Origin of the sequence: Magnetospirillum sp. LM-5 (assembly GCF_902729445.1) — a bacterium.
Taxonomy (GTDB): domain Bacteria; phylum Pseudomonadota; class Alphaproteobacteria; order Rhodospirillales; family Magnetospirillaceae; genus Magnetospirillum.
In genome coordinates this window covers 1-19879 of sequence record NZ_CACVCE010000039.1, presented here as the reverse complement: position 1 = coordinate 19879, position 19879 = coordinate 1, and the positions used below count along the sequence as shown (strand labels likewise).

The window sequence follows — 19879 nt, the reverse complement described above, 5'->3', positions numbered from 1 at the left end:
GCTTGGCCTTGACGCGACGCTTCGGGGCTTTGTTGCGTAGCTGTAGGCCCATTTCCCGGTAAATCCGGTAGGTCCGGTTCTGCCCCAATGACCAGCCTTCACGGCGCAACAATACATGCACCCGGCGATAGCCGTAGCGCACCCGCGTCTCCGCGATCTCCTTGATCCGTTGCCGAAGGCCAGCCTGTTCTTGTCGACGCGGTTTGTAGTGATAGGTCGAAGTGTCCACCTGAAGGATCCGGCAGGCCCGCCGGATCGACACGGCCCATTCCCTGCAAAGCCCGTCAACCAGCTTGCGCTTGAGAACAGGCTTCACATTTTTCGGCGGATGACGTCCTGCAGCATTTCCTTGTCGAGCGTCAGATCGGCGACGATGCGCTTCAACTGGGAGTTCTCCTCCTCCAACTGACGCAGTCGCCGCATCTCGGTCGGCAACAGTCCGTCGTATTTGCGCTTCCAGTTGAAGTCCGTCGCTTGGCTGATCCCGGCCTTGCGGCAGATTTCCGCAACCGGAATGCCATCCGCGCCTTGCTTCAGGATGAACGCCTTTTGCGAGTCCGTGAACTTCGATGCCTTCATCTCGATCTTCCTTCCCCAGCCGGGAAATCCGATCCGAAAACTCTAACTCAAAACGATCCAGTTTTCCGGGGGCACATCACGGTGCAAACGACGTGGTGCCAAGGCTGGCAGCATCACAGCACCAACGGCAAGGCGGCCGTCACCGGACGGATACCAACGGTCTATCACGCGGCCCTCAACGGACGCCCCACTTTGCCCAAGCTTGCGCTTCTCTGCTTCCCCTGTGCTTCCCGGAATCAAAAAGCCCTTAGCCGGGACACGGCTAAGGCCTTGATAGATTTGGTTGCGGGGGCAGGATTTGAACCTGCGGCCTTCAGGTTATGAGCCATGAGACGCCCCATATCTAGCGCCTTGATCCGTTGACATATTTTTCGGGATCGCCCTGTAGCCCCTGTATTTCCGGGCTTTTCTGTTGATGTCCTCTGTAAATCGACGCAATGTCACGTCAAACGGCACCATACGGTGTGTTGACACAGTGTTGACAGGAATAGCGCCATGTCAGAACGCATCACCGACGCCATCGCCAAACGGGTCAGCGCGGGCGACCGGCCCCAGGTCTTCTTCTGGGACGCCGACGTGAAAGGATTTGGCCTGCGCGTCACCAATCGCGGGGCCAAGTCCTTCATCCTGGATTACCGCATCGGCGGTCGCCAGCGACGCATCACCATCGGCAGCTATCCCGACTGGTCGGTGGCCGCCGCCCGCACCGAGGCCGGCAACCTGAAGCGGGAAGTGGACCTGGGCAACGACCCCATGGGCGAGCGCCATGCCGACCGCGCCGCCCCCACCATGCGCGACCTGTGGGACCGCTACAAGCGCGACCACCTGCCGCGCAAGGCCGCCCGCTCCCAGGCCGACGAAACCATGATGTGGGAAAAACTGGTCCTGCCTACCCTCGGCAAGCACAAGGTGGGCGACGTCACCCACACCGATATCGAGGCCCTGCACCGCGACATCACAGTGAGTCGCGGCACGCCGGTACGGGCCAACCGCGTCATCGAGGTTGTGCGCCGCGCCTTCAATCTGGCGATCCGCTGGGAATGGATCGAGAAGAATCCCGCCTCGGGCCAGTTGCGCAACCCGGAAGAGAAGCGCCAGCGCTACCTGTCGCCCGAGGAACTGTCCCGGCTCTCGGCGGCGCTGACGGCCCACCACGAGCCGGTGTCGGCCGATGCCATCCGCATGCTGATGCTGACCGGCGCCCGCAAGAGCGAGGTGCTGGGGGCCACCTGGGAGATGTTCGACCTGGATGCCGGGGTGTGGACCAAGCCCAGCGCCCACACCAAGCAGCGGAAGGAACACCGGGTGCCGGTCTCGGCCAATGCCCTGACGCTGCTGAAGCGGATCAGGGAAACCGCCGAAGGGCCATACGTCTTCCCCGGCAAGGGCGGCGACCAGCCGCTGACCGACGTCAAACGGTCCTGGGCGGCTGTGTGCAAGGCGGCCGACATCACCGGCGCCCGCATCCATGACCTGCGCCATTCCTTCGCCTCGCTGCTGGTCAGCGGTGGTGCGTCGCTGCCGATCATCGGCGCCATGCTGGGCCACACCCAGGTGCAGACCACCCAGCGCTACGCCCACCTCTACGACGAGCCGCTGCGGGCCGCCGCCGACCATGTCGGCAAAACCATCGACATGGCGGGCAAGAAATAGCAAACTCGCCGCAGATGGAACGAATAGAGAAACTGCATGGCCAGCCGTGTCCCTCCCCTTCAGTGGCGAACCCTACAGGACATCGTCAACCACATGATCGCCACCACTGTCATGTCGGATGGGCGAACCATGGCCGAAGTATTGGAGCACTGGCAGAACAGCCGCGACAAGGAAACGGCGCTATACCATAGAAACGCGAACAACACCGCCGAGGATCACAAGCTTTACCAAACGGTCATGGAAGGGCATGACCAGCTGCTGTCCACGGCCATGAACAAGCTTCACCGGGCCATGATCAAGGACGCGGAAGCGGGCTTGTGGTTTGCCTTTGGGCTCCGCCACCCTGACGCTCCAGAGGAAGTGGTCCCTCCCCGGTACTGGCCCTTCCTGACTCTTGATATTGAGGGTGAGATCGTGACAGGCGAGGGCATGACCTTCCGGGCCATCCGTTGCCTGCGGGCAGAAGACATCCCCCTTGACCATCCGATCATGGAACAGATCCGCGCGGCACGGCACCCGAAGGCCGCGCCTTGCCCAGCCGCGCCAGAGGTCGCCAATGACGCCCAACCTGTCGAAGGGGAATCCATCCCCCAGCCTCCAGTGGTTCTGTACAGCGGCACCCAGGGACGCCCGTCCTCGGTCGAGACCCTGATCATGCCGGAACTGCGCCGCCGGGCTGGCGCAGGCTGCATGGAACCCAGCCTTGCCAGGGAATGCAGGTATCTTTCCGAGTGGCTGCGGAGCAATCACCCCACCGCACACCAGATAAAACCGGTCTCGCTGGAGAACAGCCTGCGCCAGCTTCACCGCGAACTGAAGAGTACCCCCACGAAACACTGACCACCCCGGCGGGGCCATTAAACACCCCATTAAAAACCCCATTAAATTATGATTTCATGGGCATTTTAATGCCTCTAATTCATGGGATTGATTGGCGATATCTGGATTGCCGACGCGGCGTTGCGCCGCTTGGCATGAAAGGAATCGACCATGACGGAGACCTCCCCCACCCCGGCGGAAACCAACATCTTCCTCGGCTACATTGACGAGGACGAATACTGCCGCCAGCGCGGCATCTCGGTGCGCACCGCCCAGCGCGACCGCCAACTTCGCCAGTCCCCGCCCTACACGGTCGTCGGCCAGCGCGTCATGTACCGTATTGACAGCATCCGCACCTGGCTGCTGGAGCGTGAGCGCCAAGTCGAGCGCAAGGCGTCCGCGCCCCGCGCCGGAGGCCGCAAATAATGAGCGCCCCCGCCCCCGACGCCCTGGCCGACGATCTGCTGATCGGCGCGGCCCAGATCGCCCGCCACATCTTCGGCTCGGACGAGGATCGCTTCACCCGCCGCGTCTACTACCTGATGGGCCGCGCCAAATGCCGCCTGCCTTCGTTCCGCCTGGGGTTTCAGGTCGCGGCCCGCAAATCCACCCTGCGCCAGTGGATCATCAATCAGGAGGTGGTGTGATGCTGCCGTGGGATATTCTGATCGCCGCCGATGACCACGTCGACATCGGCAACAGCATCAAGGACGCCCAGGAGCAAATCCTGATCGTCACCCGCTATGCCCCCGACGACAGCTCTGCCCACCGCGAGGCCGTGGCGGCGCTGGCCAGCCTGGAGCGCCTGCGCACCGTGCTGGACAATCTGTTGCACCAGCAGGTTGGAGACCATCTGGACCCGCGTGGCTTGCGCCCCCTGGTCTATTTCACCGACGTCCGCTTCCGCATTCGCAGCGACAATCCCGTAAGCCAAAAACAGGATGCCTTCATCGTTTGGGCCGTGGAGGGTTGAGCATGGGAAACACCCTCCACCACGCCCACCTGTACCTGTCGCTGGGCCTCGCCGTCCTGCCGCTGCATTTCCCGTTCGAGCGGGAGGGCAGCCTGCAATGTTCCTGCGGCAAGGCGACCTGCCGCCAGCCCGCCAAACATCCCTTCGGGCAGTTGGCGAAGAACGGCCTCAAGGATTCCAGCCGCGACCCGGAGACAGTCCAGCGGTGGTTCGATGGCAGATCGCTCAACATCGGCATCGCCACCGGAACCATCAGCGGCATCATCGCTTTGGATGTCGATCCCCGCCACGATGGCGATACCACCCTGGCGGGCCTGGAGGCCGAACACGGCCCCCTGCCGCCGACGTGGCGCTTCCTGACCGGCGGCGGTGGCGAACATATCCTGTTCCGCCACCCCGGCGGCACGGTGGCCAACAGCGCCGGGCTGCTCGGCCCCGGCCTGGACGTGCGCGGCGATGGCGGATACATTGTCGCTCCGCCGTCCCGCCACATCTCTCGACGCGCCTACGCCATCTCGGTCGATCACCACCCCAACGACGTGCTGCTGGCACCGCCGCCCGAGTGGCTGATGCAACGCCTGTCCCGCCGCAAGCCGGCAGCCAAGGACGCGCCCCAGGAGCGTACCGACTGGCGGGGCCATGTCGGCGCCACCCATGCCGAGGGCACCCGCAACACCGCCCTGGCCAGCCTGACCGGCCACCTGCTGCGCAATCGCGTCGATCCGTTCGCCGTCCTCGACCTGATGCTGTGCTGGAACCGCGCCCATTGTAACCCGCCCCTGGACGATGACGAGGTGTCGGCCACCGTGCGCAGCATCGCCCGCAAGGAAATCGACCGTCGGGAGGCTCACCATGCTCACTGATCCCCTCGACCGCCTGGCCACCCTCAATCAGCCCAACGCCCACACCAACCGCATCGTCGTCGTCAACATCGGTTCCGACATCGAGATCGCCCGGCGCGTTCGCGGCGACCTGGAGAGGGCCTTCGGCGACATCATCCACACCGAGGGAGCCTTCTGGCGCTACGAGCGCACCTGCTGGCACCCGATCCCCGAACCGGAACTGCGCCGCGTCGTCCATGTCTATGACGGTGCCGAATTCATGACCCCGGCTGGTGAACCGTCCAACGTCAAGCTATCCAAGTTCCGCGTCGATTCCGTTCTCCATGAAATGGCGGCCATGATGGCGGAAGAGGATTTCTTCGCCCGCGCCCCAATCGGAATCAACTGTGCCTCCGGCTTCATCCGCTTCATGGGCGAGGGCCTGCCGGTTCTGGAGCCACACCATCAGGACCACCGCAGCCGCCACACCCTGCCCGGCCAATGGCTGCCCGGCGCCGAAGCCCACCCCACCGCAGGATCGCTGCTGGCCCGCCTGCTGGACGGAGTGTTCAAAGGCGACGATGATGCCGCCCAGAAGGTCGATCTGCTGGCCGAGGTGGCAGGCTCCGCCGCCCTGGGCTACGCTACCAAGCTGCGCCAGCCCCGCGCCATCATCCTGAAGGGCGAAACCGCCGAGAACGGCAAAAGCCAGATCCTCGACCTCATCCGCAGCCTGCTGCCCGCCAACGCCATTTCCTCGGTCACCGCCGGTCGCATGGGCGACGAACGCCACATCGTCGGGCTGGTCGGCAAGCTGCTCAATGCCGCCGACGAGCTATCCTCGTCCACCGCCATCGCCTCCGACACCTTCAAGGCCATCGTCACCGGCGAGCCGGTGCAGGGCCGCGATGTATACAAGTCCCGCATCGAATTTCGCCCGGTCGCCCAGCACCTGTTCGCCACCAACACCCTGCCGGTGTTCCAAGGCGGCATGGATCGCGGTGTTCAACGCCGCCTTCAGGTCGTGTCCTTCAACCGCGTCATTCCGACCGAGGAGCGCATCGAAGCCATCGGGCGGCGCATCGGCGAGGAAGAACCCGATCTGCTGCTGGCCTGGGCCGTCGCTGGTGCTGCCCGCCTGATCCGCAACAAGGGATTCACCCTGCCGCAATCCAGCCGCACCGCCATGAACGATTGGCTGTTCGGCGCCGATCCCGTCCTGGCCTGGCTGTCCGAGCAGGTTGAAGTCCGCCCGCTGTACAACCCCGAGGCACGCGTCGCCACCCGCCACGCTTTCGAGCGCTTCCGCGAATGGGCCATCGCCGAGGGCTTCTCCGACCGCACCCTGCCCTCCATCAACGGCTTCGTCCAGCGCATCACCGCCAACACCACCGGCGTCGAGTACCGCCGCACCGGTCAGGGGCGGTTCTTCTTCGGCATGGTTCTCACCGGACACACCGGCTGGTGACGCACCAATGTCGCATCAATGACGCCTCCATGAACCGTAAGCCCTTGAAAGTGTTGCAATGACGCACTTACCCCAACAGAACTTTCCTATGTGCGCACACGCGCACGCATACGCGATGGTTAGGGGCTTGGTGCGTCATTGCAACACTTTCAAAGGGTTAGCCGTCACAGGTGCGTCATTCATGCGACACTGGTGCGACACACGGCCCGCATTCCACCCACGACCTGAAGGGGGGGCACGTTTCGCTACCCCCCTTCCCGGATCAGGGCAGGAGGATGGCGTTTCACCACCCCGTCTCAAGCAACGCATCCCCTCACAATCTCTACAAATCGTTCCCAATGAACTGGTCCGCCGCCCAGGCTATACTGTCTTTGAGGTCGAACGAAGGAACGTCCTCCACCAGCCCGGAAGGCACGGTTCCTCCTGGGCCTTTCCCTATGCGGGGAGCCTCAGCGCGCGACCTTGCCAGCCTGGGGCCGCACAATGACTAAACTAAACACCGTCGAGACCAAGACCGAGTTCGCCGCCCGCGTCGGCCTCACCAAGGGCCGCATCTCGCAGCTGGTCGCCGACGGCCTGCCGGTCCAGCCCGACGGCACCATCGCCATTGCCGAGGGGCTGGCCTGGATGGAAAGCAACCTCGATCCCGCCCGGCGCAACAAGGGCGGCACCCCGGCCCCGGCCACCACCGGCACCCTGTCGCTGTCCGAAGCCCGGCGCATGTACATGGTGGTGCAGGTCCAGCGCGCCCGCCTCGCCTACGACAAGGAACGCGGCCAGGTGATCGACGCCAAGGAAGCGGCGGCGGCGGTGTTCTCCCGCGCCAAGGCCGAACGCGATGCCCACATGGCCTGGGTCAGCCGCACCGCGCCGCTGCTGGCGGCCGAGACCAGCGCCGATCCCCAGACGACCTTCGCGGCGCTCGACCGCTTCATGCGCGAGCATCTGGAACATCTGTCCGACACCCCGGTGTGGACGCTGCGCGATGGCGAATGAAACCGCCCTGGCCGTGGTGGATCGGGCGTGGCGGCGGGGCATCAAGCCCGAGCCGCCGATTCCGGTGTCGGAGTGGGCCGACCGCAACCGGGTGCTGCCGCCGACCTCGGCCGAGCCGGGCCGCTGGCGCACCAATCGCACGCCCTATCTCAAGGCGGTGATGGACGCCCTGTCCACCGCCAGCCCCTTCGAGCGGGTGGTGCTGATGAAGGGCGCCCAGACCGGCGGCACCGAGGCCGGCCTCAACTGGCTGGGCTACATCATCCACAATGCGCCCGGCATCACCATGCTGGTGCAGCCCTCGCTGGACATGGTCCGCCGCAACACCACCGTGCGCATCGATCCGCTGATCGAGACCACCCCGGCCCTGCGCGAACTGGTCTCGCCCGCCCGGTCGCGCGATGCCGGCAACAGCCTGTTCCGCAAATCCTTCCCCGGCGGCCAACTGGTGATGACCGGGGCCAATTCCGCCGCTGGCCTGCGCTCCACCCCGGTGCGCTACCTTTTCCTCGACGAGGTGGACGGCTATCCCGGCGATGCGGATGGCGAAGGCGATCCCGTCGATCTCGCCATCCAGCGCACCGCCACCTTCCGGGGCCGGCGCCGAATCTACATGGTCTCGACGCCGACCCTGAAGGGCCATTCCCGCATCGAGGCGGCATTCCTGGATTCGGACCAGCGCTACTTCCATGTGCCCTGCCTGCATTGCGGCGACATGGCCCCGATCACCTGGGCGCGCATCCGCTGGCCCGAGGGCCGCCGCGATCAGGCGTTCCTGATCTGCGAATCCTGCGGTGGCATCCACCACGAGCACGACAAGCCCGCCCTGCTGGCGGCAGGCGAATGGCGGGCCACGACGGCGGGCGATGGCCGCACCGCCGGCTTCCACCTGTCGGCGCTGTACAGCCCATGGGAGACCTGGGCCGAGATCGCCACCGAGCATGGCCGCGTCAAATCCGATCCGCCCCGCTTGCAGGTCTGGGTCAACACCAAGCTGGGCGAATCCTGGGAAGACCAGGCCGGCGATACCGTGCCCGCCGATCCGCTGATGGCCCGGCGCGAGGATTGGGGCGACCGCTTGCCCGAGGCGGCCACCGTGCTGACCGCTGGCGTCGATGTCCAGGGCGACCGGCTGGAGGTGCAAGTGGTCGCCTGGGGCGCCGACGAGGAAACCTGGGTGGTGGACTATCGCGTGCTGTGGGGCGATCCCTCCGGCCCGCGCGTCTGGGCCGATCTCGATTCCTATCTCGCAACCACCTTCGCCCATCCCAAATCTGTCGCCGACCTGCCCATCCGCGCCGCCTGCATCGACACCGGCGGCCACCACACCAAGGCGGCATACGAGTTCTGCCGCACCCGGCTGGCCCGGCGCATCTGGGCGATCAAGGGCCGTGGCGGCGCCGGCATCCCGGTCTGGCCGCGCCGCCCCACCCGTGTGCGCGGCAAGGTGCCGCTGTTCATCGTCGGCGTCGATGCCGTCAAGGACGCCCTCTACGCCCGCCTGCGCCTGACCGAACCCGGCCCCGGCGCCGTCCATTTCCCCCGCCGGATGGATGCCGACTACTTCCGCCAGCTCACCGCCGAGCGGGTCGTCACCCGCTACGACCGGGGCCGCCCCATCCGCTCGTGGCAGCCGAAGCGGGACGGCGAGCGCAACGAGGCGCTGGACACCTTCGTCTACGCCACAGCCGCACTGCATGGGCTGGTGGCCATGGGGCTGCGGCTCAACGACGAGGCGGCGGCGATGGCGATGCTGCCGACACGGGGGGCGCCGGTCATGCCGAGCACAGCTCCCGCCGCCCGCCCGGCGCTGGCGCAGATCCGGTCGCGGTGGATGGGGTAGGCGAGATTCATATCTTGAGCGACCGGGGGGTTGTGCCACAAACCGTCATTTACCAACCCTGTTGGGGGCTATCGGCTTTTGGCATGGGCGGTAATACCGGATGTGCTAGTCTAAGCGATTATGGCCGTTGCCCATTTGGGGGGGGATTATGCCGATACTTCTTATCGCTCTGTCAGCATGTGGATTTTTGGCCGTCATGGTTGGCGTGTCCAAACTGGCTGATCGCAACAAGACAAAACCAGTCCCCAAAGATAGCCGTTCAATAAACTTTCAGAGCATCGATGACGCTGGGAAGCTGACCCGGCAGAAGGCCGAGCTTCAGCTTCGGGTGAATGCGCTTGCCGCAAGAGAAGATGCGCTTCTCGCCTCTATCCGTGAATTTGAGCAGGGCGTGGATGCCCGTAAAGCCGAGAAGCTGGCGGCCGAGCAAGCAGAAATCAATGCTGCAATAACGACAAGGGGTGCTGCTGAGACCCGTGTGAGAGAGCTTCGTGAGGTTGAGCAGAAGTTGGTAGAGCTAATCTCCGACCTTCAGGAGGAGGCCGACCGCAAGAGAACGTATGTGGACGACTTGTCCTCTGATGTCACTGACCTCACCCGGACCAAGGACGCTCTCGATGAGAGCATCACCACTCTCTTGGCTCGGCAGCGTGAGATTGAGGCTGAGATGGCCGAACTGGATCGGGATATTGACGAGCGCCGCCGGGAAAAAATAGCCGAAATGGAGGAGTCCGTCGCCGCGCAGAAGGAACTGGCGCTGTCCAAGATCATGGCGTGGACGGAGTCCGAGAAGTCGCGGCTTCAGGAGCGGTTCGAGAGCAGCTATCAGACTGAGGTCACTGACTTGCGGCGTCAGCTGATCGAAAAAGTTACAGCCGAATTCGATAGCATCCACGAATATTTCTCGACCTTCGCCTCTGAGCGTAAGCTTATAGCCGAAACCGAGATCAAGGACTTCCTGGCTGAGAAGCGTTCGACCATTCTGTCCAACCTAGAATAGACGGGAGGTGGACATGCTTGCTCGCATCATTCTAGCCACCGCTCTGATTGTCAGTGTTTTTCTTGGCCCGGTTCGCCCAGTTTCAGCCCAAGAGCAGCCGGACATTATCATTCTATTCGATCAATCGGGATCGGTTGGAAAGCATGATCCAAAACTCGCCTCCAAGGCCTGGTTGCTGACCTTCCTGAAGACCTTCGATAATCCGTATAAGATCGAAATTGTTGGGTTTGACGAAGCGCTGTACCGTCACCTCGCCATCGACCGTGATACCGCCACCGACATCAATGCCGTGAACCGGGCCATCGATGGCATTGAAACGGTTGGCAAAGCGACAGATTTGGAGATGCCCTTCCGCTATCTGCTGAATTATGCGAAGCCTTCGACGAAACTGGCCGTGATCATATCCGATGGCGAGCCGGAAATTTGGGATGCCAAGCTGGGTTATCTCAGCAAGGAGGTTCAAGCGGACCCCCGCTATGACGATCTAAACCGCCAGTATCAGCAGATGAAGGATGCCGGGGTCTCGAAGCGGAAGCGGTTTGAAAAACTCGGCGCTCTTTACCACGCCCGCAATATCGATCTGATCGAAGGCCAGATGCCGGGCATCGCCAAACTGATCGGTGATCGGCTGATCATCTGGGATTTGTCCGGAACCTCCTATTATCTGAAGACTTGGGCCAAGGCAGCGGGTGCCCAATATCTGCCCATGCGGGTCGCCGCCCAGGAAAACCCTGTCGAGCAGTTGCAGAAGGCCATGACGGCCTTGCAGCAGCATTCCAGTGCTATCGTCAAGGAAGCCCTACCGGACGATCACGAGCATCGAGCTGCTATAGCCTTGACCACAATTCCCGAGATCGCTGCGAAGGTTCAGCCGAGGGAACAACCAGCCCCCAAACCGCTATCCCCAACCATTGAAACAAGGGTGGCTGAGCCGGTTGCGCCCCAGCCCGCAGCTCCTGCGAATACGCAAGACAGTCAGTCACCCATATGGGGGATTGTTCTTGTGTTGTTGGGCGGTGTTATTGGAGCTTTGATCGTCTACCGGCGACGAGCGGCTGCTAAGGCTGAACCAGCCGTTCCGGTGGACCTTGCCTCCCAGTATATTGACGCCAAGGTCAAAGGTGCCCTTGATGACGCGGAGAAATTGCGACGGAAGCTACTTATCGCGGAGAGCGAAGCTGTTAAAGTCGAGCGGCGCTTCTCATTGCGTGTTGCAGTGCCTTCCGGAGCCATGGAAATTCAATGGATCAGTGCGGATGGTGAGAAGCGGGAAACAGCTGCCATCAATCTTTCCATGCACGGCGTCAAATTCGAGACTCATGGAGCCGAGGTCAAGGCCGTCACCAAGATTATCTGCCCGAATATGGATGTGGTCCTGGGGGTGAAGAAATTTCAGGAAATCCGTCGTGATGGTAGTCGCTCCGTTGCCCTTTTGATCGAGTTTGAAAACAATCTCGATGACTGGATGCGGTGGGTAGAAATCATAACCCGGATCGACCAGACCGCCACAAAGCAGTGAGCAAGGGACAGGAGGTTTCCATGAGCAATCTGATTGATGACACCCTGGACTTCGTGGGACACGAACTTCAGGTTGCTCGAGATAGGGTTGAGGACTTCGCACATGCTCTCGGTGCCTCCGTCCTCCCATCTTCCCCCGAACCAAAGCAGAAGCCACCGACAGTCAAGCAAGTTCATCAGCTTGAAAAACGCATCCATGAGCTTGAGGAGAAGCTTAAGGCCACACAGCGTGAGTTGGGGTTGAAGAAGGCTGCGAACGAGGGGCTTATGGCCCAAGCAAACGCTCTGAAGGCAGCCTTGAAAGCCGCATACCCCAAGTGTCCATTGTTGGGGCCAAGTGGCAAGGTTTGGAACAGCGGACCGATGGCTGGGAAGCAAAAGTCCCGACTTCGTGTTGTCTGGGAACAAGCCTTTGACGTAGAGGCCAAACGCCTCGGCGCTGCTGACCCGATGAAAATCCGCTTATCCTAATTGATGGTGCTGCTCATCTTTAGAGGAACAGAACCGCTTGTGGTGAAGTTCTGATGCCATGTTACGGAAAATCTTTCCGCAGGATTCGCAAAAGAACAGATGGACGAGGGAGGGTAGAGATTCCCGGCATCTGATTTCACTGGGGGTGCTGCTACGAACCGCAGTGATTTTCTTTGGGTTTGGGTCGAGAATGTTACGCATCGACTGCGTAATGACCTCGTTCAAATCGAAGAGCTTATCGTCGAAAATCCCGTTCCGGCGAGACCATGGAATCACTATTTTTGATGCAAGCAACGCCAATTCGTCCTCATCCATGGGACATTGCATCCTAGATGTGGAATGAGTGCAACATTATGTGATGGGTTCAGCCGCACCGGACAACTTGCGGCAGACATAGAAACCGCCCGCAGCGGTCGCCAGTGACAAGCCGATCAAGACACCGACACCCATGCTGGCGCTCAAGATCAGGATGGCGGCTTTGCCCAAGCCTGGAGCACTTGCGGCAGCGATTTTCGATCCAGTCACTGTGCTTGTGATCATAATATCCTCCCAACTCTCTGATTTAGCGAAGAGCTTCCAGGATCGGATCGTCTTCGCCGCGCGAGTGCCTAGCTTTTTTAGGGCGTTTGACCGTGCTGATAGGCTTACTCGTTTTCACACTCGGCCATGTCGCCGTTGTTCGTGACAAAACGCTCCAAAGCTTGAGAAATAGACTTTCCCGACCATCCCAAAGGGTGGAGGCTTGCTTGTGATAGTGAACCTGGGACATCTGTGGGCTGGGGGGTAGATGGGCCGAGGAGCTTTCTTCGCCAACGCTCATGCCCGATTGGTGTGGTGAGTTATCCGCCACTTTATCCACAATTTGGTCCAGCGAGCTGGCGGCGATCATCAGGTCTGCAACTAAATCAATGTCCCAATCGGAGTTCCAGGCCGCCCCGGCTTTAGCCACCTCCAAATGAAGTGACAGCATGGCGAAGCTCTTCTCGGAAACCTCGGTCAGACTATCCGTCCATCCCTCCGTTTCCCCATAAAGTAGGGCCGCTTCAAACGCCGTCGCAAAGCATGCCAAATCCGTCAGTGTATGGGCAGATGCACCATTGGCCATGAAACGAATGATGCTACTTGGGGGGCTTTCGGGATGGGCAATTGCTGATAATCGGTATGCACTCAGACCAGCTTCAACCTTGGGCATGAGGGCGAGGCATTCTTCAATGAATGTGCCTCGGCCCCCACGCTCTTCGTCGTTGTCTTTACGCTCCGATGGGGGCGTGACAATGCTTGCACACGCAGCAGTGCAGGGTATTTCACCTGATGCATTGGAACAGGAACTTGCCCGCTTTCTGCCTTTTTTAGGGACATTAGTCACAGACCAACGCCCTCCTGTTCATGCCGAGCTTACACCGCACGAAGTGTGAACACGTAAGGGGCAAGCATATCGTCTTGCCTAAGCCGTCACTGCGTCCGAGATCGCATCATCAACCTCGGAAGCTGCCGAGGTGGTCCGGGCCTTGCGGTAGCGGTAAATGCCGTAACCGGCTGCGGCGATGACGCCACCCAGGATGACAGGACCAGCCGCGCCGAGTCCCAAGCCAAGGCCCAAGCTCATGCCGGTACCAGTCCATAGAGTGCCGACAGCAGCGGCACCCTTTGTGGCGGCACCAGCAGCGGCACCCTTGGCAACCGAACCCGCTACAGCAGTTTTACCGGCGGTCTGCAATGCCACAGTCTGCATGGCACCCTTGGCAGCGATTGCGGTTCCGGCCGCGCCCTTGGCGGCGACACCAGTCACAGGATTGAGAACCAGGAACTTGCTCGTCGTACCGGCCATCATCGGAGATTCGCCAATGGCGAAGGTCTTGCCGACCAGCCAAGGCATCTGCCCCGCTCCATGCTGAACCTTGAGAACAACCAAATCCTTCATGGTGGCAGCGGTTTCACCAACGGGCTGAAGGAAGAGCCAATTGGCGGCTCCATTCCCGGCGGCAGTGGTCTTCGCCACCATGAAAGTCTTGCCGGTCATCATCTGGACCTGCCCGGCCTGTCTTGCGCCCTCGAGCTTCATCATGATCATGCCGTTCCCGCCGCCCTGGGTGGCGGCAGCAGTCAGACCACCAGCACCGGCAGCGCCCGCAGCAACGGCAGCGCCCTTTGCCGCGATACCGGCTTTGGGGCACAGCACAAGCCATTTGCTCACGCCATCTGCAACGAGGGGGGCTTTTCCGATGGTAACGGTCTTGCCCACCATCCCCGACAACTGTGCGACCTGACGGGCACCTTCCAGTTTGAGGGCGACGGCCCCTTTTCCAGCGGTAGCGCCTGCGGGGTTCAGGAACAACCAGTGTCCCATTCCATTTCCAGCAGCCGTAACTTGACCGACCGTGTAGGAATTTCCGGTCATCGACGACAGGAGAGCTGCCTGGGTGGTTCCCTCGACCTTGGCCATGATCATTTGGTCAAGCATGCTAACAGCTCCCTAAATAATGAAGCAGAGCGACAAACCGTTCTGCTGACGATACCCCGAGCCCCTTCGGAGAGATATAGGCTGGTATGCGCATATATCATAATACGTCCTCATTCTCGCAAGCTGAGGCGAAATCTGTCCAGAGAAATTTATTGTGGATGCTGGTTTGATCTAATAGTAAGAGGCGCTCGCAACTAAGTGCGGGGGCGATCTGATTGTGAGTTTTCGTTTTTCTGGAAATAATGCTTCATGAAAATGGGCTACACTTTGGCGGCAGCTTCCTTCCGCTTTCGCGCCCGAGTAGCCGCCAGCTTGGACTCTGTTGAATGCTGAAGGTCCAAAGCAGCTTTTGCCCTCCGCTTGGCGGCGGCTGCTAACTTGATGGCCTGCTTGGCATTGGCGCCAGCCGCTAATGCACGCTTCTCAGCTTCGTTGGCCTCGGCGATTAGCTTCTCGGCGGCTGCAATTTCGGCGGCAAGCTCCGCAGCCAGGGCCGCTTCATCATCAGGTGAGGATACCAGCTTTCTAAATGCTCCGTATCCTGCGGCGAAAACAGCATCAGCCATTGACGCGACTTGGGAGACTAGTGTGGCGGTCTCTTGACCACTCTTGGTCCGAGAGCGGGGTTTGCCCTTTGGATTGGCGGCATACATCCGATAGGCCCCATACCCAGCAACGCATACGGTTCCCACAAGCAATGCAGGCCCCCAAGCGCCGAGACCTAAGCCGAGGCCGAGGCTCAGCCCTTTTCCGGAAAATATGGATGAAACCAGCTTGGTCCCGTTCGCGATCCCGGCTGAGGTCACGTTGATAGTTCCGGAGCCGACCCCGGTAAGGTGGGTGTAGGGGATGCTGATCTTGCCGAGAGCGATGCTGGCAGGGGCAGCCTTGGCAGCTCCAGCGCCCACCCCAGATAGATTAGAGGGCGGGAGTACCGTCTTTCCGACAATGGCACCTACAGACTTAACTTTCGCTGCACCAGCGCCACTTTTGAGGTGGCCGAGCTTGCCCAGGGCGTCAGGTGAACTCATGCAGCATCCCCAATGCTTCGGAAGGCCATAACTACGGTGCTGTTTGCGCAAAAAGTACTAATAATTTAAAGGTTATCGTATCACGATGCCGTCAACAAGACGCCTCTTCAGAACCCATTTAAAATGGCTCATTGTGGGTCAGGTCCGCCCCTTTAAATCCGCCTGTCGGCAGGCCCTCATACAATGGGGCCAAGAGCGACCGTGATGCTCCAACTCCTGTCTTTCTGCGCCATTTCCGTTTGAAAATCCTGCTGACAGTTGCGACCACACCTCCTTTCTGCTTCTCCCCACCAATCTTTCCCAAACTCTCTGAATAGCCAGGGAATCCGCCGTCTCCGATAATCGGGGGCATGTGGAAATCCCTTCTCCGTGCCGTTGGGCTCGACCGCCGCCGCTCGTTTGACGCGGCTGGCGGTGGTCGGCGTTGGGACGGCGCCCGCACGGTGGACGGGCTCAATGGCTCGATCCAGGCCGGTGCTACCACGGCGGCACGGCGGGCCGGCTGGTACGCCCGCAACAATCCCTGGGTGTCGGCGGCGGTGCAGTCGCTGGCGGCCAATGCGGTGGGCGCCGGCATCAAGCCGCGCTCGCGCCACCCCGATGCCAAGGTCCGCGACGCCCTGCATTCGCTGTGGGACCGCTGGACGGATCGGGCCGATGCCGCCGGCCTGACCGATTTCTACGGCCTCCAGGCCCTGGCCTTCCGCGCCATGGTCGAAAGCGGTGAGAGCTTCGCCCGCCTGCGCGTTGCCGCGGACGTTTCCCCGCTGCCCCTGGCCATCGACCTGCTCGACCGCGAACAGGTGCCGCTCGACCTTCACCGCGACATCGGGGCCGGTGCCTGCATTCGGGCCGGCATCGAGTTCAACGCCAATGGTCGCCGCGTCGCCTATCACTGCTATGCCCATCGCCCCGGCGACGCACTCGCGCCGCTGTCGCTGGACACTGTGCGCCTGCCGGCCGGCGACATGGCCCATCTGTTCCAGCCGCTGGCGCCGGGGCAGGTTCGCGGCATCACCTGGCTGGCCCCGGTGCTGCTGCGCGTCCATGAACTCGATCAGTACGAGGACGCGGCCCTGGTCAAGGCCAAGGTCGCCGCCCTGTTCACCGGCTTCATCCGCGATCCCGACGGCACGGTGGCCGGCTTCAATGACGGCAGCGGCATCGGTGGGGTGCTCCAGGTCGGCATGGAACCGGGCAGCCTGATTCCGCTGCCGCCCGGCGCCGACATCCAGTTTTCCGACCCGGCCGATCCCGGCGATTACGGCGCCTACACCAAGACCCACATCCGGGCCATCGCCAGCGGGCTGGGCCTGCCTTACGAACTGGTCTCGGGTGACCTGGAGGGCGTCACCTATTCCAGCATCCGCGCCGGTCTGGTCGAATTCCGCCGCCGTATCGAGCAGGTCCAGCACACGGTCCTGGTGCATCAATTCTGTCGCCCGGTGTGGGAGCGCTTCGTGCGGCTCGCCGTGCTGGCCGGCCACCTGCCCGCCGCCGGTTTCGACCGCGATCCGTCCGCCTTCCTGGCCTGCGACTGGCTGCCGCCGAAATGGGATTGGGTCGATCCGCTGAAGGACGCGCGGGCCGAGATCGAGCAGATCAAGGCAGGGCTGAAGAGCCGAGGCATGAGCATCGCCGAACGCGGCTTTGATGCCGAGGACGTGGACGCCGCCATCGCCGCCGACCGTGAACGCGAGAAGCGCCTCGGCCTGACTATGGAGGCGCCCAATGGCTGAACTGATCACCCGCCGCAGCACCCTGGCCCCCGCCAGCATCGACGCCCAGGCCCGCACCGCCGAGGTGGTGTGGAGCACCGGGGCCGGTGTCCGCCGCCGCGACCTGTCCGGCCCCTACGAGGAGCGGCTGTCGCTGGCCCCCGAGGCGGTGGACCTGTCGCGCCTGATCGGTGCCTCGGTGCTGGACGCCCATCGCCAGGACGCGGTGCGCGACGTGCTGGGCACCGTCCGCTCCGCCTCGGTCGATGGCCACGAGGGCGTGGCCCTGGTGCAATTCTCGGCCCGGCCCGAGGTGGAGCCGGTCTGGCAGGACGTGGTGAGCGGCATCCTGCGCCACATCTCGGTCGGCTACACCGTCGAGCACTGGGCCGAGAGCCTGGACAAGGGCGTCCGGGTGCTGACCGCCATCCGCTGGACGCCCATCGAAATTTCCCTGGTCCCGACGCCGGCCGATCCCGGCGCCCATATCCGCATGGAGGAGAGAATGCCCGAACCCGCAACCACCACCCCCGACGGAGATGGTATCCACACCCGCGCCGCCATCAATGCCGAAATCCGCTCCGTCGCCCGCGTTGCCGGGCTGGGGCAAGACTTCGTCGATGGCCTGATCGACCGTGACGCCAGCGCCGACGAGGCCCGCCGCGCCGCCTTCGCCGAACTGGCCCAGCGCAGCAATGCCCCGATCCGTACCGAACAGGTGCGCGTCGAGCACGTCGCCAGCCATGACGATCCCGACACCCGCGCCCGCCAGATGGGCGAGGCGCTCTATGCCCGCATCAATCCGGCGCACGCGCTTTCGGAACCGGCCCGGCGCTATGCCTATTCCACCTGCGCCGAGATGGCGCGAGAACTGCTCACCCTGCGTGGCCATGCCGTCACCGGCCTGTCGCCCGCCGCCATGGTCACCCGCGCGCTGCACACCACCAGCGATTTCGGTATCATCCTGGGCGACACGGTGGGCCGCACCCTGCGCGCCGCCTATCAGGCCGCGCCCTCGGGCATCCGCCAGTTGGGCCGCCAGACCTCGGCGCGGGACTTCCGCGCCGTCAACAAGATCATGCTGGGCGAAGCGCCCCTGCTGGAGAAGCTGGGCGAGCACGGAGAGATCAAGGCCGGCACCATGGCCGAGGCCCGCGAGGCCTACAAAATCGAAACCTGGGCGCGCAAGATCGGCATCACCCGCCAGGTGATCGTCAACGACGATCTCGGCGCCTTCTCCGACCTCGCCCGCCGCATGGGCCAAGGGGCGGCCGAGACCGAGGCCCGCCTGCTGGTCGATCTGGTGGAGACCAATTCCGGCAACGGGCCGAAGCTGTCCGACGGCAAGCCGCTGTTCCATGCCGACCACGGCAACAAGGCCGGAGCGGGCGCGGCCATCTCCGACACCACCCTGTCGGCGGCCCGGCTCAGCTTGCGCACCCAGAAGGGCATCGAGGACCGCATCATCCGGGTGACGCCGAAATACCTGCTGGTGCCGCCGGCCCTGGAGACCGAGGCCGAGCGCTGGCTGGCCTCGGTGGCGGCGGCCAAGGCGGCCGACGTAAACCCCTTCGCCGGCTCGCTGACCATGGTGGTCGAGCCGCGCCTGTCCAGCGCCGGCCGGTGGTATGTCACCGCCGATCCGGCCGAGATCGACGGACTGGAATTCGCCTACCTGTCGGGCAGCGAAGGGCCGCAGGTGGAGAGCAAGTCGGGCTGGGACGTGGATGGTGTCGAGATCCGGGTGATCCTCGATTTCGGCGCCGGCTTCGTCGACCACCGGGGCTGGTACGCCAATGCGGGGGCCGCGTAATGGCCGACACCACCCAACTGCTGGCCTGGCGGGAGGCGCTGCTGCGCGCCCGCTATGCCGGCACCCGCACGGTGGAATGCGACGGGCGCAAGGTCGAGTATCGCTCCGATTCCGAGATGGCCTCGGCCCTGGCCGACCTGGAACGCCGCCTCGGCACCAACACCCGCGTCACCCAGGTGCGGATCAATTCCAGCAAGGGAGTATAGACCATGAAGAACTTCATCCAAAATGGCCACATGATAACCGTTCCGGCCCCGACCGGGGGCTTGGCCTCGGGCCAGGGCATGATCGTCGGCGCTCTGTTCGGCATCGCCGCCACCACGGCATCGGAAGCGACCAATGTGGAAATCGCCACCACCGGGGTCTATGATCTGCCCAAGGCCCCGGCCACGGTGGTCGCGCTGGGTGATCGGGTGGCGTGGGACGATACCGCCAAGGTGATCGCCCTACCCACCGCCGGACTGCACCCCATCGGCGTCGCCATCATCGCCGCCGGCAATGGCGCCGTCACCGTGCGGGTGCGTCTGGACGGGGTGGCGACGGCAGCGGCGTAACGGTCGCCAAGCGTTGACACGCCGCGCCAACGCCCGCCTGGGGATTTGTTGACACGTCGTTGACATGACTTTCCGGCCATCGCAGCCCAAGAATCAAAAAGCCCGTAAGTCGTTGGACTTACGGGCTAATTTGGTTGCGGGGGCAGGATTTGAACCTGCGA

Annotated in this window: 21 protein-coding genes and 1 pseudogene; 16 read left to right on the top strand and 6 right to left on the bottom strand. The window is 62.8% G+C overall.

What is annotated here, in order from left to right:
• Nucleotides 1-579 (bottom strand): annotated as a pseudogene (locus tag MTBLM5_RS13500) (transposase); the annotation flags it as partial.
• A gap of 495 nt (nt 580-1074) precedes the next feature.
• On the opposite strand from MTBLM5_RS13500, the gene MTBLM5_RS13495 reads away from it, so the two are divergent.
• The 12 genes from MTBLM5_RS13495 (at nt 1075) to MTBLM5_RS13440 (ending at nt 12141) form a co-directional block, all read left to right on the top strand.
• Nucleotides 1075-2232, top strand: coding sequence for a site-specific integrase (locus tag MTBLM5_RS13495; RefSeq protein WP_173976615.1), 1158 nt, complete (start codon nt 1075-1077; stop codon nt 2230-2232).
• A gap of 36 nt (nt 2233-2268) precedes the next feature.
• A complete protein-coding gene (locus MTBLM5_RS13490; protein WP_217425030.1) occupies nt 2269-3072 on the top strand; it encodes a hypothetical protein in 804 nt (267 codons plus the stop codon).
• A gap of 150 nt (nt 3073-3222) precedes the next feature.
• On the top strand, nt 3223-3477 hold the full coding sequence (locus tag MTBLM5_RS13485) for a hypothetical protein (RefSeq protein ID WP_173976613.1): 255 nt from the start codon (nt 3223-3225) through the stop codon (nt 3475-3477).
• Nucleotides 3477-3698, top strand: coding sequence for a hypothetical protein (locus MTBLM5_RS13480; RefSeq protein ID WP_041042988.1), 222 nt, complete (start codon nt 3477-3479; stop codon nt 3696-3698). The genes MTBLM5_RS13485 and MTBLM5_RS13480 overlap by 1 nt, the downstream gene beginning before the upstream one ends.
• The gene (locus MTBLM5_RS13475; RefSeq protein WP_009868902.1) at nt 3698-4024 is read left to right on the top strand and encodes a hypothetical protein; all 327 of its coding nucleotides are present in this window, start codon (nt 3698-3700) and stop codon (nt 4022-4024) included. Before MTBLM5_RS13480 ends, MTBLM5_RS13475 begins: the two co-directional genes overlap by 1 nt.
• Nucleotides 4025-4026: 2 nt before the next feature.
• A complete protein-coding gene (locus MTBLM5_RS13470) occupies nt 4027-4887 on the top strand; it encodes a bifunctional DNA primase/polymerase (RefSeq protein WP_009868901.1) in 861 nt (286 codons plus the stop codon).
• Nucleotides 4877-6313: a phage/plasmid primase, P4 family gene (locus tag MTBLM5_RS13465; RefSeq protein ID WP_173976612.1), complete on the top strand. Its 1437-nt coding sequence runs from the start codon at nt 4877-4879 to the stop codon at nt 6311-6313. The genes MTBLM5_RS13470 and MTBLM5_RS13465 overlap by 11 nt, the downstream gene beginning before the upstream one ends.
• Nucleotides 6314-6796: 483 nt before the next feature.
• Nucleotides 6797-7309, top strand: a complete 513-nt coding sequence (locus tag MTBLM5_RS13460; RefSeq protein WP_173976611.1) for a hypothetical protein — start codon at nt 6797-6799, stop codon at nt 7307-7309.
• Complete coding sequence (locus tag MTBLM5_RS13455) at nt 7299-9152, top strand: phage terminase large subunit family protein (protein WP_173976610.1); 1854 nt, start codon at nt 7299-7301, stop codon at nt 9150-9152. The genes MTBLM5_RS13460 and MTBLM5_RS13455 overlap by 11 nt, the downstream gene beginning before the upstream one ends.
• Before the next feature lie 196 nt (nt 9153-9348).
• Nucleotides 9349-10152 carry a hypothetical protein gene (locus MTBLM5_RS13450; protein WP_173976609.1) on the top strand — a complete coding sequence of 268 codons (804 nt, stop codon included), beginning with the start codon at nt 9349-9351 and terminating at the stop codon, nt 10150-10152.
• A gap of 13 nt (nt 10153-10165) precedes the next feature.
• The gene (locus MTBLM5_RS13445) at nt 10166-11671 is read left to right on the top strand and encodes a vWA domain-containing protein (RefSeq protein ID WP_173976608.1); all 1506 of its coding nucleotides are present in this window, start codon (nt 10166-10168) and stop codon (nt 11669-11671) included.
• Nucleotides 11672-11691: 20 nt separating this feature from the next.
• Nucleotides 11692-12141: a hypothetical protein gene (locus MTBLM5_RS13440; protein ID WP_173976607.1), complete on the top strand. Its 450-nt coding sequence runs from the start codon at nt 11692-11694 to the stop codon at nt 12139-12141.
• Here the strand turns inward: MTBLM5_RS13440 and MTBLM5_RS13435 are convergent.
• The 5 genes from MTBLM5_RS13435 to MTBLM5_RS18940 form a co-directional block, all read right to left on the bottom strand.
• Nucleotides 12133-12456, bottom strand: coding sequence for a hypothetical protein (locus tag MTBLM5_RS13435; RefSeq protein WP_173976606.1), 324 nt, complete (start codon nt 12454-12456; stop codon nt 12133-12135). The genes MTBLM5_RS13440 and MTBLM5_RS13435 overlap by 9 nt on opposite strands.
• A gap of 36 nt (nt 12457-12492) precedes the next feature.
• The gene (locus MTBLM5_RS13430) at nt 12493-12681 is read right to left on the bottom strand and encodes a hypothetical protein (RefSeq protein ID WP_008621331.1); all 189 of its coding nucleotides are present in this window, start codon (nt 12679-12681) and stop codon (nt 12493-12495) included.
• Nucleotides 12682-12703: 22 nt separating this feature from the next.
• The gene (locus MTBLM5_RS13425) at nt 12704-13333 is read right to left on the bottom strand and encodes a hypothetical protein (protein ID WP_173976605.1); all 630 of its coding nucleotides are present in this window, start codon (nt 13331-13333) and stop codon (nt 12704-12706) included.
• A 252-nt stretch (nt 13334-13585) separates the two neighbouring features.
• Nucleotides 13586-14602, bottom strand: coding sequence for a magnetosome protein MamD (mamD, locus tag MTBLM5_RS13420; RefSeq protein ID WP_068432164.1), 1017 nt, complete (start codon nt 14600-14602; stop codon nt 13586-13588).
• A 260-nt stretch (nt 14603-14862) separates the two neighbouring features.
• Entirely contained in the window at nt 14863-15633 is a 771-nt protein-coding gene (locus MTBLM5_RS18940; RefSeq protein ID WP_254431048.1) for a hypothetical protein, read from the bottom strand.
• Nucleotides 15634-15983: 350 nt separating this feature from the next.
• Between MTBLM5_RS18940 and MTBLM5_RS13410 the strand changes: the two genes are divergently transcribed.
• Genes MTBLM5_RS13410 through MTBLM5_RS13395 form a run of 4 tightly spaced genes read left to right on the top strand, consistent with a single transcriptional unit; the run spans nt 15984 to nt 19718 of the window.
• Complete coding sequence (locus MTBLM5_RS13410) at nt 15984-17372, top strand: phage portal protein (protein WP_254431047.1); 1389 nt, start codon at nt 15984-15986, stop codon at nt 17370-17372.
• Nucleotides 17365-19164: a prohead protease/major capsid protein fusion protein gene (locus MTBLM5_RS13405; protein ID WP_173976604.1), complete on the top strand. Its 1800-nt coding sequence runs from the start codon at nt 17365-17367 to the stop codon at nt 19162-19164. Before MTBLM5_RS13410 ends, MTBLM5_RS13405 begins: the two co-directional genes overlap by 8 nt.
• The gene (locus tag MTBLM5_RS13400; protein WP_173976603.1) at nt 19164-19370 is read left to right on the top strand and encodes a phage head-tail joining protein; all 207 of its coding nucleotides are present in this window, start codon (nt 19164-19166) and stop codon (nt 19368-19370) included. Before MTBLM5_RS13405 ends, MTBLM5_RS13400 begins: the two co-directional genes overlap by 1 nt.
• Nucleotides 19371-19373: 3 nt before the next feature.
• Nucleotides 19374-19718: a DUF2190 family protein gene (locus MTBLM5_RS13395; RefSeq protein WP_173976602.1), complete on the top strand. Its 345-nt coding sequence runs from the start codon at nt 19374-19376 to the stop codon at nt 19716-19718.
• The last annotated feature ends 161 nt before the right edge of the window (nt 19719-19879 follow it).

Coding starts and splice junctions, on each gene's coding strand:
- MTBLM5_RS13440 (WP_173976607.1), top strand. CDS start 11,692: ATGAGCAATCTGATTGATGACACCCTGGACTTCGTGGGACACGAACTT.
- MTBLM5_RS13450 (WP_173976609.1), top strand. CDS start 9,349: ATGGTTGGCGTGTCCAAACTGGCTGATCGCAACAAGACAAAACCAGTC.
- MTBLM5_RS13405 (WP_173976604.1), top strand. CDS start 17,365: ATGGCTGAACTGATCACCCGCCGCAGCACCCTGGCCCCCGCCAGCATC.
- MTBLM5_RS13465 (WP_173976612.1), top strand. CDS start 4,877: ATGCTCACTGATCCCCTCGACCGCCTGGCCACCCTCAATCAGCCCAAC.
- MTBLM5_RS13425 (WP_173976605.1), bottom strand. CDS start 13,333: ATGCCCAAGGTTGAAGCTGGTCTGAGTGCATACCGATTATCAGCAATT.
- MTBLM5_RS13490 (WP_217425030.1), top strand. CDS start 2,269: ATGGCCAGCCGTGTCCCTCCCCTTCAGTGGCGAACCCTACAGGACATC.
- MTBLM5_RS13400 (WP_173976603.1), top strand. CDS start 19,164: ATGGCCGACACCACCCAACTGCTGGCCTGGCGGGAGGCGCTGCTGCGC.
- MTBLM5_RS13445 (WP_173976608.1), top strand. CDS start 10,166: ATGCTTGCTCGCATCATTCTAGCCACCGCTCTGATTGTCAGTGTTTTT.
- MTBLM5_RS13410 (WP_254431047.1), top strand. CDS start 15,984: ATGTGGAAATCCCTTCTCCGTGCCGTTGGGCTCGACCGCCGCCGCTCG.
- MTBLM5_RS13460 (WP_173976611.1), top strand. CDS start 6,797: ATGACTAAACTAAACACCGTCGAGACCAAGACCGAGTTCGCCGCCCGC.
- MTBLM5_RS13435 (WP_173976606.1), bottom strand. CDS start 12,456: ATGGATGAGGACGAATTGGCGTTGCTTGCATCAAAAATAGTGATTCCA.
- MTBLM5_RS13455 (WP_173976610.1), top strand. CDS start 7,299: ATGGCGAATGAAACCGCCCTGGCCGTGGTGGATCGGGCGTGGCGGCGG.
- MTBLM5_RS13470 (WP_009868901.1), top strand. CDS start 4,027: ATGGGAAACACCCTCCACCACGCCCACCTGTACCTGTCGCTGGGCCTC.
- MTBLM5_RS13495 (WP_173976615.1), top strand. CDS start 1,075: ATGTCAGAACGCATCACCGACGCCATCGCCAAACGGGTCAGCGCGGGC.
- MTBLM5_RS13395 (WP_173976602.1), top strand. CDS start 19,374: ATGAAGAACTTCATCCAAAATGGCCACATGATAACCGTTCCGGCCCCG.
- MTBLM5_RS18940 (WP_254431048.1), bottom strand. CDS start 15,633: ATGAGTTCACCTGACGCCCTGGGCAAGCTCGGCCACCTCAAAAGTGGC.
- MTBLM5_RS13475 (WP_009868902.1), top strand. CDS start 3,698: ATGCTGCCGTGGGATATTCTGATCGCCGCCGATGACCACGTCGACATC.
- MTBLM5_RS13485 (WP_173976613.1), top strand. CDS start 3,223: ATGACGGAGACCTCCCCCACCCCGGCGGAAACCAACATCTTCCTCGGC.
- mamD (WP_068432164.1), bottom strand. CDS start 14,602: ATGCTTGACCAAATGATCATGGCCAAGGTCGAGGGAACCACCCAGGCA.
- MTBLM5_RS13430 (WP_008621331.1), bottom strand. CDS start 12,681: ATGATCACAAGCACAGTGACTGGATCGAAAATCGCTGCCGCAAGTGCT.
- MTBLM5_RS13480 (WP_041042988.1), top strand. CDS start 3,477: ATGAGCGCCCCCGCCCCCGACGCCCTGGCCGACGATCTGCTGATCGGC.